Origin of the sequence: Citrobacter sp. Ca225, from assembly GCF_030337175.1 — a bacterium.
GTDB lineage: Bacteria > Pseudomonadota > Gammaproteobacteria > Enterobacterales > Enterobacteriaceae > Citrobacter_A > Citrobacter_A amalonaticus.
In genome coordinates this window covers 140,880-156,837 of record NZ_JAOWCD010000052.1, presented here as the reverse complement: position 1 = coordinate 156,837, position 15,958 = coordinate 140,880, and the positions used below count along the sequence as shown (strand labels likewise).

17 protein-coding genes are annotated in these 15,958 nt (G+C 54.5%); 10 read left to right on the top strand and 7 right to left on the bottom strand.

What is annotated here, in order from left to right; genetic code table 11:
* Positions 1–42 precede the first annotated feature (42 nt).
* On the bottom strand, positions 43–639 hold the full coding sequence (gene tehB / locus OGW13_RS05025) for a tellurite resistance methyltransferase TehB (protein WP_054176206.1): 597 nt from the start codon (positions 637–639) through the stop codon (positions 43–45).
* Entirely contained in the window at positions 636–1,640 is a 1,005-nt protein-coding gene (gene tehA, locus OGW13_RS05020) for a dicarboxylate transporter/tellurite-resistance protein TehA (RefSeq protein WP_044257870.1), read from the bottom strand. The genes tehB and tehA overlap by 4 nt, the downstream gene beginning before the upstream one ends.
* 112 nt (positions 1,641–1,752) lie before the next feature.
* On the opposite strand from tehA, the gene ydcK reads away from it, so the two are divergent.
* Positions 1,753–2,733, top strand: coding sequence for a YdcK family protein (gene ydcK, locus OGW13_RS05015; RefSeq protein WP_054176207.1), 981 nt, complete (start codon positions 1,753–1,755; stop codon positions 2,731–2,733).
* On the opposite strand, the gene rimL is transcribed toward ydcK, so the two are convergent.
* Positions 2,725–3,270, bottom strand: coding sequence for a 50S ribosomal protein L7/L12-serine acetyltransferase (gene rimL / locus OGW13_RS05010; RefSeq protein WP_044327416.1), 546 nt, complete (start codon positions 3,268–3,270; stop codon positions 2,725–2,727). The genes ydcK and rimL overlap by 9 nt on opposite strands.
* A 183-nt stretch (positions 3,271–3,453) precedes the next feature.
* Between rimL and OGW13_RS05005 the strand changes: the two genes are divergently transcribed.
* The 7 genes from OGW13_RS05005 to OGW13_RS04975 all read left to right on the top strand — a co-directional run bounded on the left by OGW13_RS05005 (position 3,454) and on the right by OGW13_RS04975 (position 8,979).
* Positions 3,454–4,575: a M42 family metallopeptidase gene (locus OGW13_RS05005; RefSeq protein ID WP_054176208.1), complete on the top strand. Its 1,122-nt coding sequence runs from the start codon at positions 3,454–3,456 to the stop codon at positions 4,573–4,575.
* Positions 4,572–4,850, top strand: coding sequence for a PTS sugar transporter subunit IIB SgcB (sgcB, locus tag OGW13_RS05000; protein ID WP_086512595.1), 279 nt, complete (start codon positions 4,572–4,574; stop codon positions 4,848–4,850). The genes OGW13_RS05005 and sgcB overlap by 4 nt, the downstream gene beginning before the upstream one ends.
* Positions 4,851–4,862: 12 nt before the next feature.
* The gene (sgcC, locus tag OGW13_RS04995; protein WP_044257862.1) at positions 4,863–6,176 is read left to right on the top strand and encodes a PTS sugar transporter subunit IIC SgcC; all 1,314 of its coding nucleotides are present in this window, start codon (positions 4,863–4,865) and stop codon (positions 6,174–6,176) included.
* Positions 6,177–6,187: 11 nt separating this feature from the next.
* Positions 6,188–6,994, top strand: a complete 807-nt coding sequence (sgcQ, locus tag OGW13_RS04990; RefSeq protein WP_042318916.1) for a BtpA family protein SgcQ — start codon at positions 6,188–6,190, stop codon at positions 6,992–6,994.
* Positions 6,995–7,112: 118 nt separating this feature from the next.
* Positions 7,113–7,544: an SgcA family PTS sugar transporter subunit IIA gene (gene sgcA / locus OGW13_RS04985; RefSeq protein ID WP_287115768.1), complete on the top strand. Its 432-nt coding sequence runs from the start codon at positions 7,113–7,115 to the stop codon at positions 7,542–7,544.
* A 10-nt stretch (positions 7,545–7,554) separates the two neighbouring features.
* Positions 7,555–8,187 (top strand): ribulose-phosphate 3 epimerase family protein, encoded by a 633-nt coding sequence (locus OGW13_RS04980; protein ID WP_287115766.1) that lies wholly within the window; start codon positions 7,555–7,557, stop codon positions 8,185–8,187.
* Between the two features lie 15 nt (positions 8,188–8,202).
* Positions 8,203–8,979: a DeoR/GlpR family DNA-binding transcription regulator gene (locus OGW13_RS04975; RefSeq protein WP_044257858.1), complete on the top strand. Its 777-nt coding sequence runs from the start codon at positions 8,203–8,205 to the stop codon at positions 8,977–8,979.
* Between the two features lie 210 nt (positions 8,980–9,189).
* On the opposite strand, the gene OGW13_RS04970 is transcribed toward OGW13_RS04975, so the two are convergent.
* The 4 genes from OGW13_RS04970 to hglS all read right to left on the bottom strand — a co-directional run bounded on the left by OGW13_RS04970 (position 9,190) and on the right by hglS (position 14,354).
* Positions 9,190–9,414, bottom strand: a complete 225-nt coding sequence (locus OGW13_RS04970) for an HP1242/YdcH family protein (RefSeq protein WP_042318909.1) — start codon at positions 9,412–9,414, stop codon at positions 9,190–9,192.
* A gap of 166 nt (positions 9,415–9,580) precedes the next feature.
* On the bottom strand, positions 9,581–11,236 hold the full coding sequence (locus tag OGW13_RS04965; RefSeq protein ID WP_044327040.1) for a glucan biosynthesis protein D: 1,656 nt from the start codon (positions 11,234–11,236) through the stop codon (positions 9,581–9,583).
* A 220-nt stretch (positions 11,237–11,456) separates the two neighbouring features.
* Positions 11,457–12,965: a carboxylesterase/lipase family protein gene (locus OGW13_RS04960; RefSeq protein ID WP_287115775.1), complete on the bottom strand. Its 1,509-nt coding sequence runs from the start codon at positions 12,963–12,965 to the stop codon at positions 11,457–11,459.
* A gap of 45 nt (positions 12,966–13,010) precedes the next feature.
* Positions 13,011–14,354, bottom strand: a complete 1,344-nt coding sequence (gene hglS, locus OGW13_RS04955; protein ID WP_044257856.1) for a 2-oxoadipate dioxygenase/decarboxylase HglS — start codon at positions 14,352–14,354, stop codon at positions 13,011–13,013.
* A gap of 237 nt (positions 14,355–14,591) precedes the next feature.
* On the opposite strand from hglS, the gene pcaH reads away from it, so the two are divergent.
* Positions 14,592–15,332 carry a protocatechuate 3,4-dioxygenase subunit beta gene (gene pcaH, locus OGW13_RS04950; protein WP_043000624.1) on the top strand — a complete coding sequence of 247 codons (741 nt, stop codon included), beginning with the start codon at positions 14,592–14,594 and terminating at the stop codon, positions 15,330–15,332.
* On the top strand, positions 15,329–15,949 hold the full coding sequence (gene pcaG / locus OGW13_RS04945) for a protocatechuate 3,4-dioxygenase subunit alpha (RefSeq protein WP_044257855.1): 621 nt from the start codon (positions 15,329–15,331) through the stop codon (positions 15,947–15,949). Before pcaH ends, pcaG begins: the two co-directional genes overlap by 4 nt.
* Positions 15,950–15,958: the final 9 nt, after the last annotated feature.

The following is a 15,958-nucleotide window of genomic DNA, read 5'->3' as shown; positions in this document are numbered from 1 at the left end:
AAGAAAAATGCTGGGCGCAGAGGGGGTTAGCGGAACATCGACTTAGGCTGTTTTACCTGCCAGCAGCGTGGCAAAGCGCAGTTTAATTCGGTTACCGTTGGCGTCAGTACGATGTAATTCACCAACATCTTCATTATATTTCAGTAAATCCCAGCCTTCGTAATAACGACGAAGTTCTCCTTCTTTAAACGCAAAGGGGAAACCCACGGTGCACGGAAAATCAGCGGTATCCATGGCGGCAACAATCAGGTTATAACCGCCTGGTTTGGTACAGCGCTGCATATTCTCGATTAAGCCCGGAATCGTTTTGGCTTCGAGGAACATCATCACCACGGTGGAGAGAATAAAATCATATTCGCCCTCAAACGTTAGCGCGTTGAGATCCACCACGTTGGCCTGGAGATTGTCCAGCCCTTCTGCCGCCTTAATTCGCTCGACGTTGGCAATGCTCATCGGATTTTTATCCCACGCGGTCACGTCAAAGCCCTTCGCCGCCAGATAGAGACTGTTACGCCCATTGCCACAGCCCAAATCCAGCGTTTTTCCCGGTTTAACGACCTTCATCGCCTCCAGCACTTCCGAGTGGGTGCGGGTTAAGTCGTATTTTTCAGTGAAGTAATTTTCGTCACGAAGGGTCATTTTTTATCCTCAGATTTCAGTAATGCCGCGCGCTCTGTGCGAATGAGCAGTTTTCCCTGCATCAGCAGCGCGAACGTGCGTACCAGCAATAATGCAATGATAACATTGGTAAAGATGAATAGCGGCAGCGCCAGCGTGTGAAAAAAGCCCGATGGGCTGGCGTGACCAAGATGTAATCCGGTGGTCGCCAGCGCCGACACGCCGAACGAGAAACTCCAGAATGAGGCGTTAAACGGCTGCGACAAATACCAGGGCATCAGGCGGAGCATAAACAGCAGTTGCAGCAGGCCGTAGCCAAACAGCATTTTCGCCAGCGTGTCGCTCTCGCCGCCGTTGACGCTCAGCCAGGCGCTACAGGCCACCAGCGCAGGCGCAAGCTGGATCCCCAGCGAAGTCCGCATGGCAGTGGGTAATTCCCCGGCACTGCGCAGACGTTGCAGAATAACCGGCTCCAGGCTCAGCCAGGAAAAGACGCCGGCGCCTAAAAAGACCAGTCCGGCATCGGTATAGCCTAACGCGCCGCAGGCCATCGCACTGATAAAGTTGTTGGCGACCGTCGGTAAATACAGTCCGGGCGTCGTCGCCTCTTGCGGATGCGAGCCGCGCCACAGCCCGGCGGTCTGCCACGCGGCGTAAACCAGTTGAATAACCACCCCGACGCTGAACAACCCCATCGCCAGCGGACGACACCACGGTACAAAACCCATCGCCACCAGCATTGTGGTGGCCGGAAACAGGCTGACAAAACTGCTCATCACCGGATGGCGAATCTCAGCAATCACGCTGTGCGGGAAACGAATCAGACGCGTGATAAACGCCAGCGTCAGCAGCCCCCATATCATCATCGCCAGAATCACCAGACCATCACCAAACCAGTGGCTGACAGGCCAGATTTGGCTGGCATAACGCCAGGCAAACCCCATTCCAATCGTTCCCAGCACCATGCCAAAGTAGCCGGCGGGAAGGTTCAGAACACGATCGCTATGCTTGCTGTTACTCATTTTGTTTATTTTATAAAGTATATTTGAAATGCATTTTATGGAATTTCATCCGTTTTAGCCAGTGCCGCAGAATTTGCTACGGTTAGAGTAAGCCACTAAACGGAATGCCTTCATGCGTAAATACCGACTCAGCGACGAACCGCGCGCGTTCAGCTACCAGGATAATGGCAATAAAATGAGCGTTTTACTACGCCAGATTATTGCACTCATTGACTTTAATGATGTGAAAGCCGGTGACGCCGGCGGCTGGATTGATGATGAAAGCGTGCTGGACCACGCCGGACACTGCTGGATTTACGACGAAAATACGCTGGCCTTTTCCGGCTGTACGATTTCGGGCAATTCGCGTATCACACAACCCTGTCTTCTGCGCGACAACGTTCACATTAGCGATAATGTCTGGATTGACCGCGCTGAACTCAGTCACGGTGCCAGAATAAGTGACAACGTCACTATTCAGTCATCCACGGTCCGTGGCCATTGCCACCTCTTTGGCGATGCGCGAATTTTGCAGCAATCGGAAATCATCGCGGCGCGCGGCCTGACCATCGAGCGCGATCAGATCCTGCAAATCTATGACCGCGCCACGGTCAGCCATTCACGCATTGTCCATCAGGCACAAATCTATGGCGATGCCATCGTCAGTTACGCCTTTATTGAGCATCGGGCAGAGGTCTTTGAAGAGGCGCTGATTGAAGGAAATGACGAAAACGACGTCTGGATTTGCGATTGCGCGAAAGTGTACGGACGGGCGCAGGTGATCGCCGGAACGGGAGACGATGCGATCCCCACGCTACGCTACAGTTCACAGGTGGCGGAACAAGCGCGGATTGAAGGTAACTGTGTCCTTAAACATCACGTTCTGGTGGGCGGAAACGCCGTGTTGTGCGGCGGTCCCATTTTACTCGACGATCATATCCTGATTGAAGGCGATGCGCGCATTCTTGGTGAGGTGCTGATTGAAAATCACGTTGATATCCGGGGACATACCACCGTGGAAGCCGCCACAGACGACGCCATTCACCTGCGCGGGCCGAAAGTGTTCAACGGCGATCAGCATATCACCCGCACGCCGCTGATTGGCTCACTGTAGCGTCGAATCAATGATGCGAGCATACAGGTTAACATCGTCATAGTGCCCGTTCAGAAACTCCGCCTGTTTCAGGCAGCCTTCCAGTTCAAAGCCATTACGCTGCGCAACCTGATTGCTTGCCTGGTTCTTTACCCGGCATTTGATCACAAAGCGACGGATCTCGCCGCGCCCGGCATAGTGGTGAATAAATGCCTGCAACGCCCGCGACAGGATCCCTTTCCCCTGCTGCGTTTCGTCTATCCAGTAACCGATATAGGCCGCTTTGTTCAACGGCTCAATCTGATTGAACGACAGCACGCCCAGCATCTCCTCGCCGGCAAAAATGAGGAACATTTTGGCGTAGTCCCGCTGATGCAGCATCATATTACCCTGCACCGTTTTGCGCGTATCCTCTTCCGTATTGACGTACTGCGGCCAGTCAAAGAACTGCATTAGCCAGGCCTTGTTTTTACATACCAGTTGATACAGGCCGGCAACGTGACATTCTTCAACCGCCCGTAGCTGCAGCGTGTCATCGATCTCAATAATTTCACTCACCCGTTCCTTCCTCCCACGTTCAGACTTTCATCAGCATTGAGCGTTTTTATTCCACTCACCTCACATTATTTTTTATTTCCTCAGCTTTCGCTATTTCCACGTGAAGCAGCTCACAATTATTCGCCCAGCCAGCGCCTATAAAACGCTCAACGAGTGATTGTTTTATCGTCTACGGAGATACTTATGTCATTTTCTGTGCAGGAAACACTGTTCTCGCTTTTGCATCTCAATGCGGTTTCTGGGCATGAAAACAGCGTCGCTGAGGTCATGCTACGCGAATTTACACGTCAGGCAAAAGAGGTCTGGCGCGATCGCTTAGGAAATGTTGTCGCCCGCTACGGCAGTGATAACCCAAACGCCTTGCGCCTGATGATGTTTGCCCATATGGATGAAGTCGGCTTTATGGTGCGCAAAATTGAGCCGTCGGGTTTTTTGCGCTTCGAACGCGTGGGCGGCCCGGCGCAGGTCACCATGTCCGGCTCGATGGTCACGCTTGCCGGGGATAACGGCCCGGTGATGGGATGCATCGGCATTAAGGCGTACCACTTCGCAAAGGGGGATGAACGCACGCAGTCGCCTTCCGTCGATAAACTGTGGATTGATATTGGCGCGAAAGATAAAGCCGACGCCCAGCGGATGGGCATTCAGGTTGGCACACCGGTTACACTGTATAACCCGCCGCAACTGCTGGCGAACGACCTGGTGTGTAGCAAAGCGCTGGACGATCGTCTGGGATGTACCGCGCTACTGGGCGTCGCGGATGCCATCGGTGCGACGTCGCTGGATATCGCGGTGTATCTGGTGGCCTCGGTGCAGGAAGAGTTCAACATCCGCGGCATTGTCCCGGTTTTACGTCGCGTTAAACCAGATCTTGCAATCGGTATTGATATCACGCCGTCCTGCGATACGCCGGATCTGCAGGACTACTCAGAGGTTCGCGTCAATCAGGGCGTTGGCATCACCTGTCTGAACTACCACGGTCGTGGCACGCTGGCGGGATTAATTACACCACCACGGCTGATCCAGATGCTCGAGCAAACGGCTCTTGCGCACCATATTCCCGTGCAGCGCGAAGTGGCGCCTGGCGTTATCACTGAAACCGGTTATATCCAGGTTGAGCAGGACGGCATTCCCTGCGCCAGCCTTTCCATCCCTTGTCGTTATACCCATTCTCCGGCGGAAGTCGCCAGTCTGCGTGATTTGACTGACTGCATTCGCTTATTGACCGCCCTGGCTGGCCTGCCAGCCGAGCACTTTCCCGTTGAGCCTGATTCAGGCACTACACAAGAGGCAAATCCATTATGAAAAAGATCCTTGTGGCATGCGGTACCGGCATGTCGACGTCAACCATGATTGCACACAAGTTGCAGGAGTTCCTTGCCGAGCAAGGCATTGCGGCAAGCACCGCCCAGTGCTGTCTTAATGAGATCCCGCTGAACTGTAACGGCATGGACCTGATTGTGACCTCCATGCGCACCAACAACGATTACGGTGTTCCCACGTTAAACGGCGCGGCCCTGCTAACGGGAATTAACGACGACGCCTTAAAACAAGAAATCAAGGCACTGTTAACGCAATAACAAGGAGGCACTATGTTTGACTACATCCTGTCTCTCGGCGGTACTGTTTTTGTCCCCATCATCATGATTGTGATTGGGTTGATCTTCCGTATTCCCTGGCTGCAGGCGATCAAGGCCGGGGTGACGGTAGGGATTGGTTTTGTCGGGATGGGACTGGTGATCGTGATGGCGATCGACAGCCTCAGCCCGCCCATAAAAGTGATGATTGAACGCTTCGGCCTGACCCTGCATGTGTTTGACGTCGGCGCAGGGCCGGCTTCCGGCGTCGGGTACGCCACCGCCATTGGCGCAATGATTATCCCGATCATTTTTCTGCTCAACGTCGCGATGCTGGTCACTCGTCTGACCAAAACCATGAACGTCGATATCTATAACTACTGGCACTACGCCATTACCGGCACCGTGGTCCAGTTAATGACCGGTAGCCTGATTTATGGCGTGCTGGGAGCCATTTGCCACGCGGCGCTGTCGCTAAAAATGGCCGACTGGACGGCAAAACGCGTGCAAAGCATTGTCGGTCTGGATGGGATCTCGATCCCGCAAGGTTATGGTTCGAGTTCCGTACCGCTGTTCGTTCTGTTGGATGCTATCTACGAAAAAATCCCGTTCATGAAGGGACGCAACATCGATGCCCAGGAGATCCAGAAACGCTACGGGATGGTGGGCGATCCGGTCATTATCGGCGTCGTGCTCGGCCTGATCTTTGGCCTCGCTGCAGGTGAAGGTTTTAAAGGATGCGCCAGCCTGATGATTACCGTCGCGGCGATTATGGTGCTGTTCCCGCGCATGATCCGCCTGATTGTTGAAGGGTTGCTCCCCATCTCCGACGGCGCACGGAAATTTTTCCAGAAATATTTCAAGGGGCGCGAGGTGTATATCGGTCTGGATACCGCCGTCACGCTGGGCCATCCCACCACGATTGCCGTTGGTCTGCTGCTGATCCCCATCATGCTGATTCTGGCCAGCATCTTACCCGGCAACAAAGTGCTGCCGCTTGCCGATCTGCCCGTCGCACCGTTCTTTATCTGTATGGCGACGGTGATCCATCGCGGCGACCTGATTCGTACCTTGATCAGCGGCGTGATTGTCATGGTCACCGTCCTGTTGATTGCCACGCAGTTTGCCCCGTATTTCACCGACATGGCGCTTAAGGGCGGCTTTAGTTTTGCCGGTGAAAACGCGCAAATCTCCGCGCTGTCCGTGGGCAACATGTTTGGCTGGTCAATCTCGGAGTTGATGTCACTTGGCATTATTGGCGTCGTCGTGGCGGTGGGTATCGTCGCCAGCGTCGTGCTGTTCTTACGTAAACGTGAACTATCGGAATAAGGAGTACCTTCATGAGTTGGCTGAAAGAGGTTATTGGAACGGAAAAAGCCGTCATTGCCATGTGCCATTTGCGTGCATTGCCCGGCGACCCGAGCTTTGATGCACAGAAAGGGATGAACTGGGTTATCGACCGCGCCCGGGACGATCTGCTGGCGCTACAGAATGGCGGCGTGGATGCCGTCATGTTTTCCAACGAGTTTAGTCTTCCCTATCTCACGAAGGTTCGCCCGGAAACCACGGCAGCAATGGCGAGGGTGATTGGGCAGTTGATGAGCGAAATCCGCATTCCGTTTGGCGTCAATGTGTTGTGGGATCCGGTCGCATCATTCGATCTGGCAATGGCGACGGGCGCAAAATTCATTCGCGAGATTTTTACCGGTGCCTACGCCAGCGACTTTGGGGTCTGGGACACGAACGTCGGCGAGACCATTCGTCATCAGCACCGCATCGGCGCAGGTGAAGTCAAAACGCTGTTCAACATTGTGCCTGAAGCGGCGGTGTATCTGGGTAATCGCGATATTTGTTCCATTGCCAAATCCACGGTCTTTAACAACCATCCTGACGCCCTTTGCGTCTCTGGTCTGACGGCGGGCGCACGCACCGACAGCGCCCTGCTGAAGCGGGTCAAAGAAACGGTACCGGATACCGTGGTGCTGGCGAATACCGGGGTGTGTCTGGAAAACGTCGAGGAACAACTGAGCATCGCCGACGGTTGCGTAACCGCCACCACCTTTAAAAAGGACGGCGTATTCGCCAACTTTGTCGATCAGGCGCGGGTCAGTCGCTTTATGGAAAAAGTGCATCACCTGCGGCAATAAAAAAGGGGATAAGCAGCGCGCTTACCCCCGGTAGAACAGCGATCCCTGCCGCCTTCGTCAAAAGTCTCGACGGGGATCGCTATCAGAGTAACCCTAACCGGCAAGGAGTCAACGACTGATGATTAACGATGTTAAGTGGGTACAGGCACAGCGAGAGGCCAGGGACTGGCGTCAGGCCGTCGAAATTGCTGCTCGCCCGCTGATAACCTTCGGCGCGGCGCAACCAGGCTATGTTGACGGCATTATCGACAACACCCTGAACTGGGGGCCGTACTATGTCATTGCCCCCGGCATCGCCTTGCCTCATGCGCGGCCCGAACAAGGCGCTAACCATAATCAGGTCAGCATCACGACGTTAAAAACGCCCGTTGCTTTTGGGCATGAAGAGTGTGATCCGGTCTGGCTGCTGCTGTGCGTCAGCGCGACGGATGCCAATGCGCATATCCTCACCATCCAGCGCATCAGCCAGTTTATCGATTCGCCTGAACGACTCGCAGCAGTCCGACACGCGCAAACTGACGCCGCGCTGTTCGCGCAGATTACCGGTTAACGGAGGCGATATGATTCTGCACCCTTCTCTCGCATCGGCAGATCCACTGCACTACGGGGCGACGTTGAGCGCGCTGGCCGATGCCGATATCGGCTCACTGCATCTGGATATCGAAGACAGCAGCTTTATTAACAACATCACCTTTGGCCTCAAAACCGTACAGGCTGTCGCCCAACAGACGACGCATCCCCTTTCGTTTCATTTCATGATTGCCCGCCCGCAGAGTTGGTTTCCCATCCTGGCGGAGATCAAACCGACATGGATTTTTGTTCATGCCGAAGCGCTGGCATACCCTACTGAGACGCTGGCAGAAATTCGCGAAATCGGCGCAAAAGCCGGGCTGGCGGTGAATCCCGCCACACCAATTGACGGGTATCGCTATCTGGCCCCGCAACTGGATGCGCTAATGGTGATGACCAGCGAACCAGACGGGGTCGGACAACAGTTTATTCCCACCCTGTGCGCCAAAGTCCGCCAGGTGCGTGAGTATTTTCCACAAGCCGCGTGCTGGGCCGATGGCGGCATTACGCTTTCTGCGGCACAACACCTGGCGACGGCGGGCGCACAACATCTTGTCGTGGGGCGTGCACTGTTCTCATCAGAGAATTATCACACCACGTTATCCCGGTTTGCAGGACTGTAAGAGGAGATTGCTTCGATGAGCCAACAGCGCCCTGACCGTATCAAACAGATGCTGCACTATCTGTGGCAACATCGTCATCTCTCCACCCAACAGGCCATGGAACTGTTTGGTTATGCGGAGGCGACCGTCCGTCGCGATTTCCAGTATATCGCCAGCCAGTATCCCGGTATGACTCGCGGTCATGGCTGTCTGGATTTCGACGACAGTATGGACGACAAAGAGTATGTCTTTGAGGTTAAGCGGACACTGCAATCCGAGGCAAAAAAAGAGATTGCAGCCCTTGCCCGCACGATGATCAAAGACGGTGACTGTTTCTTTCTCGATTCCGGCTCGACCTGCCTCGAACTGGCGAAATGTCTGGCCGATGCACGTGTGAAGGTCATCTGCAACGACATCAAAATCGCCAATGAACTGGGCTGTTTTCCGCACGTCGAAAGTTACATTATCGGCGGGCTTATTCGTCCGGGTTACTTTTCGGTAGGTGAAAGCCTGGCGCTGGAGATGCTCAATGCGTTTTCAGTGGAACGGGCCTTTATTTCCTGCGATGCGCTGTCGCTGGCCACGGGGATCACTAACGCCACCCTGTTTGAAGTCGGCGTGAAAACGCGGATTATTCAGCGTTCACGAGAAGTGATACTGATGGCCGATCATTCAAAGTTTGATGCGGTGGAACCCCATGCCGTCGCCACGCTCTCTTGCATTAAAACGATTATCAGCGACAGCGCGTTAGCGGATGATATTGTTCAGCGTTATACCCACGCGGGATGCCAGTTGGTTTTACCACATCGCTGAGTTTCAGGCACAAAAAAGCCGCCAGGGCTGGCGGCTTAGATTGCTGACAGAGAAGGAAAAAGCGAGGTTTTTCCTTCTCTGTAATTATCAGCCGAAAATCAATAAATTGATTTTCCTGATTTTTAATGAGGTGATCTCTTCTTATCCGGTATCAGGATAAGGTTTGTCATCTCTCTCAAGCCGCCAGGGCTGGCGGCTCATAAATGCGGATTATCCCGCGTCAACACTTTCTTTCTGCAGTATTTTGAGCATATCGTCCTTCAGTTGAAGTTTCTGTTTTTTCAGCCGAACGACTTCGAGATTGTATCCCCGACCATCGGAACCTTCCAGCCTGGCAATTTCATGATCAAGGTTGTTATGCTTTTCAAAAAGCGACAAAAAGCGAGGATTCTCGGATTTCAGTCGGGAAATCAGATCTCTGTATTCTGGAAACATACGCTCTCCCTGTTAGTGATAAACCATGTGTATAAGAAATACACTCCATCAGCTTACCCATTTGACTTAGGGAAAAATGCGAACAGGATCGTGTTTAATTCCTGAACAGATATTTCGCATGCCTGGCTGTTGACGCCCTTCGCATTTCGAAGGGCGTTGGCGCAGATTAACGCATCACGCGATCGTCGACGTAGGTCCGTTTATCCGGCGCCGGCGGGAAATACTGGTACAGCCAGGTTTCACTGATCGCGTCGCCCTGGCAGCGCAGGAACATACGCATGTCCACCGGTTCGGTCGAGTCTGACGTGGGATACCAGTCAAACTGGATGCGGTAACCGTCAAACGGCTCAACGTAGAGAATTTCAATCTGCTTCGCTTCGCCGCTGGACAGTGTAATCACCGGCTCAATGCCTTTCGGTGCGGCCGCTTTCAGATCGCCACCGACGAAATCGACTGCAAAACGTCGCGCCCATTTCTCTGGATAGTGCTCGCCCGGCGCCCAGCCCTCCGGGAATCCTCCCATACCGGTGCGGGTGGCCATCACGCGCGCCAGTGGCGAACGGACCGGCGGCTGTGCGCTCCAGTACAGACGGTATTTATATTCCAGCTCATCACCCGCTTCGATGGCCTTTTCCGGCTGCCAGAAGCAGACCACGTTATCCAGCGTTTCGCCGGTTGTCGGGATCTCCATCAGCCCGATGGTGCCTTTGCCCCACTTGTTACGAGGTTCCACCCACAGGCTTGGGCGCTTGTTGTACCAGCCCATGATGTCCTGATAGTGGGAGAAATCACGATCCAGTTGCAGCAGGCCGAACCCTTTCGGGTTGTTATCGGTATAGGCGTTGAATTGCAGCTTTTGCGGGTTATTCAGTGGGCGGCAAATCCACTCGCCGTTGCCCCGCCACATCGCCAGACGATCGGAGTCATGGATTTGCGGATGAATGGTATCGCACATGCGGCGTTCGTTATTGCCGCAGCTGAACATGCTGGTCATCGGCGCGATGCCCAACTGTTTGATGTCTTTGCGAGCATACAAACGGTTTTCAACGTCCATGATCACCTGGCTCTTCTCACAGTGAATCACAAACTTATAGGCACCGGTGATGCTCGGACTGTCCAGCAGCGCGTACACGGTAAAGGTGGTGGCGCCGGGTTTCACCGTATCGAACCAGAAGGCGGTGAAGTCCGGGAACTCTTCTTTGGTGTCGGTGTAGGTGTCTATCGCCAGACCACGCGCGGAAAGCCCGTACTGATAGGTATCATCGACGGCGCGGAAATAGCTCGCACCGAGGAAAGAAACCACGTCGCGTCGTGCCAACTCAGGCGCTTTGAAGACGCGAAAACCGGCAAAGCCGAGATCGGTTTGCCCTTCCAGTTGTCTGGTATCAACGCCGGCATCATTGTATTTAAACAGTTCCGGGCGGAAGTGAATCTCACGCGCCAGATGGGTGCTGGAATCGACGGAGAACATGCGCACGCGACGACGGAAGCCCATTCCAACGTGAAAGAACTGCGCGTCCAACTGACGGCCTTCGACGTTGTTCCACAGCGATTGCGCGGCATCATACTGAATGCTGTTGTAGGCCTGCGGCGTCAGATTCGCCAGCGTATTGGGCAATGCGCGCGGCGCACCGCCCCACGGTTTCTGCGCAAGATCGTGCGCCATGGACTGCAGCACGGAAAAATCAAAGCGGACGGTTTGTCCGTCCGCAATGTCGGATTCCGCCGCATACGCGGCACGGGTGAAAAGTGATGCAATACCACTGGTACCGCACACGGCGGCCATTGCCATTGAACCTTTAATAAATCGTCTGCGATTCATACCTGAAAGTAAATCCTTCTGGTCATGTGAAGGGTCCCGCGCTGGCGCTCGACAGCGGCAAGAAGATGCATAATTCTGACCGCTCACTCTAGACAAAATTGATTAATAATCCAATTGTTGGCCGCAGATTATCTGAACAAAATGGAAAATATTTTGTGTCGATGGGAACAGCCTGATTCCCACGTAAAGTTCCCCGCGCAAACTTTCAACTTTTGCAAAGCTAGTCGAGACTGACGTGCTGGGTCATCACCCGTTTAAAGAGCGCAAGTCGCGCCCGCATAAACCGGTTCTCCACCTTAAAACCAGCAAACTTATTCAGCCCAATACGTAACAACCGATCGCGGCCCTGAATACAGGCCGGCCAACGGACCGGTCCGTGTAGAACATCGCAACTCCGACTGGCATGACGGGCAAAATTGACCCAGTAATCCGCAACGTGGACAGCAAAGGCGAGATCGTTTTTGTTCACATAATTTCGTGAAGGTTCAGCGAGCGTTAGAGTATTAAACACGTAAGGCACTTCGTTGCCATGCCAGGCGCCGTTGGCATAGGTGTGATGCTCCGATTCCGCAACGTAATCAAACCAGTACCGCCAGCAAGGCTCGCCGACCCGCTGTTGCGCCTGCATCACCACGTAGCCTAATGCCGTAAACGCCATATCCCGACACACCTGCCGTCCCAGTTCTTCATCGCCCTTCACGCCCGGATACAGTAGCTTAATCAGGCCGAGTCCCAGCCTGCGTTCACGACGCAGTTTCTGAATTTGTTCGGCAAGATCGACGCCGAAAACCGCCATCACGCTGGCTTCATCGCTGTTAGAACCAATCATCACCGGCATCGGGTGCTGTCTGGCGGCGAAAAAGACGTCCAGCATCGGCTCCGGAAGTACCGCATCGCCAGAGACAGGTGTTGGCGCAATTTTGTACGGTGCGCCCAACGGCCAGAAGGCCTCGGCCGGAATCGCGCGTAGCTGTTCCGCCGTTGCATTCTGCAAACCAAAGTGTTCAGCCAGCGCAACGCCGTTTTCCAGCGCGATTTCACGAGGCGTGTCCGGCAACGTGTAGCCGCTCTGCACAATCGCTTTATGAAACAACCCTTTTCCGCGCGGCGAAGCCAGCAGCGAGAGTACGCTGCGCGCCCCGGCCGACTCACCAAACAGCGTCACGTTTTGCGGATCGCCGCCGAACGCAGCGATGTTTTCCTGTACCCAGCGCAGCGCCGCTATCTGGTCGAGCAAAGCAAAGTTATTGAGAGCCTCGCCCTCTTCGCCTTCCAGTGCCGGATGAGCAAAAAAGCCGAGGTGACCGAGACGATAGTTGACGGTCACGACAACCACGTTGCGCTTTGCCAGCGCAACGCCGTCATAAGGCGGCAGACTACCCGCGCCAATGGTGTAGCCGCCGCCGTGCAGCCAGACCATCACCGGAAGCGGCTGATGACGTTCCGCCGGAGACCAGACGTTGAGATAGAGACAGTCTTCAGAAAATGCGCCGGGATCGCCGCCGCCCAACTCTTTGCAGTACTCAATGTCCTGCCAGCTGGCGCTGGAGAAGGTATTGGCGTCACGAATCCCGGACCAGGGAGTAACCGGCTGCGGCGCGCGCCAACGCCATTTCCCCGTTGGTGGCGCGGCGTAAGGAATACCGCGCCAAAGGTGGATGTCGTCCTGGACGACACCCATTAGCTGTCCCTGTACAGTTTGAATCAGTGGAATACCAGGTTTGATCATGTCCATATTTACCCGTTAATCGCAGATCCCTACAGGATACCTGGATTAAAGCAGGCCGCAACGCCGTTTGCTGCGTTCTTCCGCTTCCTGATACAACACAAACTCGTCAAACACCGGACACCCCAGCGCCTGTTCAAAGGCCTCGCGGCTGGCATTGCCATGACTGCGCGCCTGCGTTTCGTTACCGAGATTCGACTGAAAAATCCCCGCCGCGCTGACAGGCAGGAAATCTTCATAGGTGATGGGCTGCGCCTGCACCCAGCCACGTTCAATGTGCGGTTGCGGATCGTCGCCAGGATGAATCGCATTGCGGTGCGCTTCGCCTGACGGCGTCAGACGATAGCGGAACCAGGCCAGTCCCTGTTGGCGCAGCAGGAATTCGCTGTCCGGAAACGCGTTAAACACCTCCTGCAAATGCAGTTGATGCGTCAGGTTGTCTTTCCCGGTACCGGCATGGCGCAGTAATTCATCGTATAGCTGACGCCCTTTTATCGTCAGCGCCACGCCGCGTTGTTCAATCTCGCCGAAGCGGGCCGTGTGTGTCCCCTGCATTTCGCCCGCAAACAGCACAGGTTCTTCCAGCGCTTTGAAGCTGGTCTGGCGCAGCAGAATCGGCACCTCACGGCGCGGCGGGCCTTCGATAAGGACTTTCGGTTCAATGCCGCATTCCGGCATCATCGACTGCACCCGGTCGATATCCAGCGTTCTGGGTGTCAGATGATTAATGTGACAGCCCGGGAAACAGACCACATCGGCGATCAGGCGATGTTCGTTATGCAGCGCATGATAGGTTTTTTCATCCACGGTGGCGTGGCGATGCCAGCGAAACGTTTCCAGCGCTTCTTTCACGAACTCGCGAGCCTGCGTCGCGTTAAACCCCTTCTGACTCTCCCAGACGTCGAGCAGTTCGCGACAGCGTGGCGTAAAGATATCGCGCTGCGCGAGGATCTCCGCCGCACGCTGGCGGAGCGACGCGTTTTCAATCAGTTCAAGTCGCAGTAAGGAGGTAAAGACGCGAAACGGATTTCGCGACAGCGATGCATCGTCAATGGGACGAAATGCCGTTGAATGTACCGGCACCCCGGCCTGAGAGAGATCGTAATAGCTGACCGGAAACATCCCCATGATCGCAAACATGCGTCGCAGCGTGGACAGTTCGTCTGCCGTTCCGACACGAATTGCGCCATGACGCTCCACGTTGAGGCGCGCCAGTTCATCTGCATTGGCCAGTTTTTCATGCAGCGTGGGGTTATTTTCGAGAACTGCCAGATTCACGTCAGCCACAAGTTCCAGTAACGTGCCGTATTGCGGAACTTCCTGCTGGTACATTGCTGACATTGCCTGCGAAAAATGTTCCCGAATCTCATCTGCCGTGATGGTGTTCGCCATAATGTCATGCCTCCAGTGAATGTTACCTGGAGTGTAGGAAACACCATTCACTCTGGGGAGAAGAATTTACAAAGTGTGATCTAACCTGAATTCGCTCTGCATCAGTCCTTGCGCCATGGTATAGCCACTGGTTATGAAATAATCGACATAAATTCACTTTTAATTAACAACGCATTTACACACACTGCCTCAGGTCATCATAAAACAATAAATCTCTTCCCTGTACCGGAGTCCGCTATGCGTGAAAAAGTGTCCTCTCGCGAGGTGATCCATCGCGACTATAACAGCCATCCGCCCGCCTTCGCCCCCGGCTATAAGACCAGCGTTCTGCGCTCGCCGCGCAACGCGCTGATCTCTTTGCAGAATTCATTGTCTGAAATCACCGGGCCGGTATTCAGCGACAACGATCTTGGCCCGCTGGATAACGACCTGATTATGAATTACGCCAAAGACGGCCTGCCGATTGGCGAACGGATTATCGTCCACGGTTACGTGCGCGACGGTTTTGGCCGCCCAATGAGAAATACGCTGGTCGAAGTCTGGCAGGCCAATGCCGGTGGTCGCTATCGTCATAAAAAAGACCAGTATCTCGCGCCGATTGATCCTAATTTTGGCGGCTGCGGACGGGTATTAACCGATGAGAACGGCTATTACTTTTTCCGTACCATCAAACCCGGCCCTTACCCGTGGCGCAATCAGGTCAGTGACTGGCGTCCCTCGCATATTCACTTTTCACTCTCCGGCGAGGCCTTTGCCCAACGGTTGATTACGCAAATGTATTTTGAAGGCGACCCGTTGATCAAACAGTGCCCAATTGTGAAAACTATCAATAACGATGATGCGATCCGCACATTGATTGCCGAACTGGATACCCACGCCGCCGTACCGCTCGACTGCCTGGCATATCGCTTTGACCTCGTACTTCGCGGACAGCGCGCTACGTTGTTTGAAAACCGCACTCAGGGAGGCGCGCAATGAAAGAGTATTTGCAGGAAACCGCCTCGCAGACGGCGGGACCGTATGTGCACATTGGGCTTGCGCCTGACGCCGCTGGATTTCACATCTTTGAGAAAAACTTCAGCTCCACGCTGACCAATAGCCATACCGAAGGCGAACGTATTGTGATCGAGGGACGGGTGATTGATGGTTCCGGTACGCCGTTGCGCGATGTGCTGCTGGAGATCTGGCAGGCCAACGCCCATGGACGCTACAACCATCCGGCTGACCGTCAGGAAGATAAGCCGCTCGACGCGGACTTTCGCGGCTGGGGACGAACCTGTTCAGACTTCGACAGCGGCGTGTGGCGTTTCGATACCATTAAGCCGGGCTGTGTTGTGGGACGCGATGGCCGCCTGATGGCCCCCCACGTTAATCTGTGGATTGTCGCGCGCGGTATCAACATTGGCCTGAACACCCGTCTCTATTTTGCGGATGAGCAAGAAGCCAATCAGCGCGATCCGGTGCTCAATCTGATCGAATGGGAAGTTCGCCGTCAGACCCTGATTGCCCGCCGCGAACAGCGTGGTAGCGAGATCGTCTATATCTTCGATATTCACCTGCAGGGAGAAAACGAAACCGTCTTTTTCGACGTCTGATGAAGAGAA

Bases quoted from the DNA above. Each gene is read 5' to 3' on its own strand.
- hglS (WP_044257856.1), bottom strand. From the start codon at position 14,354: ATGGCGAACACCATCACGGCAGATGAGATTCGGGAACATTTTTCGCAG.
- OGW13_RS04970 (WP_042318909.1), bottom strand. From the start codon at position 9,414: ATGTTTCCAGAATACAGAGATCTGATTTCCCGACTGAAATCCGAGAAT.
- pcaH (WP_043000624.1), top strand. From the start codon at position 14,592: ATGCGTGAAAAAGTGTCCTCTCGCGAGGTGATCCATCGCGACTATAAC.
- ydcK (WP_054176207.1), top strand. From the start codon at position 1,753: ATGCGTAAATACCGACTCAGCGACGAACCGCGCGCGTTCAGCTACCAG.
- OGW13_RS04975 (WP_044257858.1), top strand. From the start codon at position 8,203: ATGAGCCAACAGCGCCCTGACCGTATCAAACAGATGCTGCACTATCTG.
- sgcB (WP_086512595.1), top strand. From the start codon at position 4,572: ATGAAAAAGATCCTTGTGGCATGCGGTACCGGCATGTCGACGTCAACC.
- OGW13_RS05005 (WP_054176208.1), top strand. From the start codon at position 3,454: ATGTCATTTTCTGTGCAGGAAACACTGTTCTCGCTTTTGCATCTCAAT.
- pcaG (WP_044257855.1), top strand. From the start codon at position 15,329: ATGAAAGAGTATTTGCAGGAAACCGCCTCGCAGACGGCGGGACCGTAT.
- OGW13_RS04960 (WP_287115775.1), bottom strand. From the start codon at position 12,965: ATGATCAAACCTGGTATTCCACTGATTCAAACTGTACAGGGACAGCTA.
- OGW13_RS04980 (WP_287115766.1), top strand. From the start codon at position 7,555: ATGATTCTGCACCCTTCTCTCGCATCGGCAGATCCACTGCACTACGGG.
- sgcA (WP_287115768.1), top strand. From the start codon at position 7,113: ATGATTAACGATGTTAAGTGGGTACAGGCACAGCGAGAGGCCAGGGAC.
- sgcQ (WP_042318916.1), top strand. From the start codon at position 6,188: ATGAGTTGGCTGAAAGAGGTTATTGGAACGGAAAAAGCCGTCATTGCC.
- tehA (WP_044257870.1), bottom strand. From the start codon at position 1,640: ATGAGTAACAGCAAGCATAGCGATCGTGTTCTGAACCTTCCCGCCGGC.
- OGW13_RS04965 (WP_044327040.1), bottom strand. From the start codon at position 11,236: ATGAATCGCAGACGATTTATTAAAGGTTCAATGGCAATGGCCGCCGTG.
- sgcC (WP_044257862.1), top strand. From the start codon at position 4,863: ATGTTTGACTACATCCTGTCTCTCGGCGGTACTGTTTTTGTCCCCATC.
- tehB (WP_054176206.1), bottom strand. From the start codon at position 639: ATGACCCTTCGTGACGAAAATTACTTCACTGAAAAATACGACTTAACC.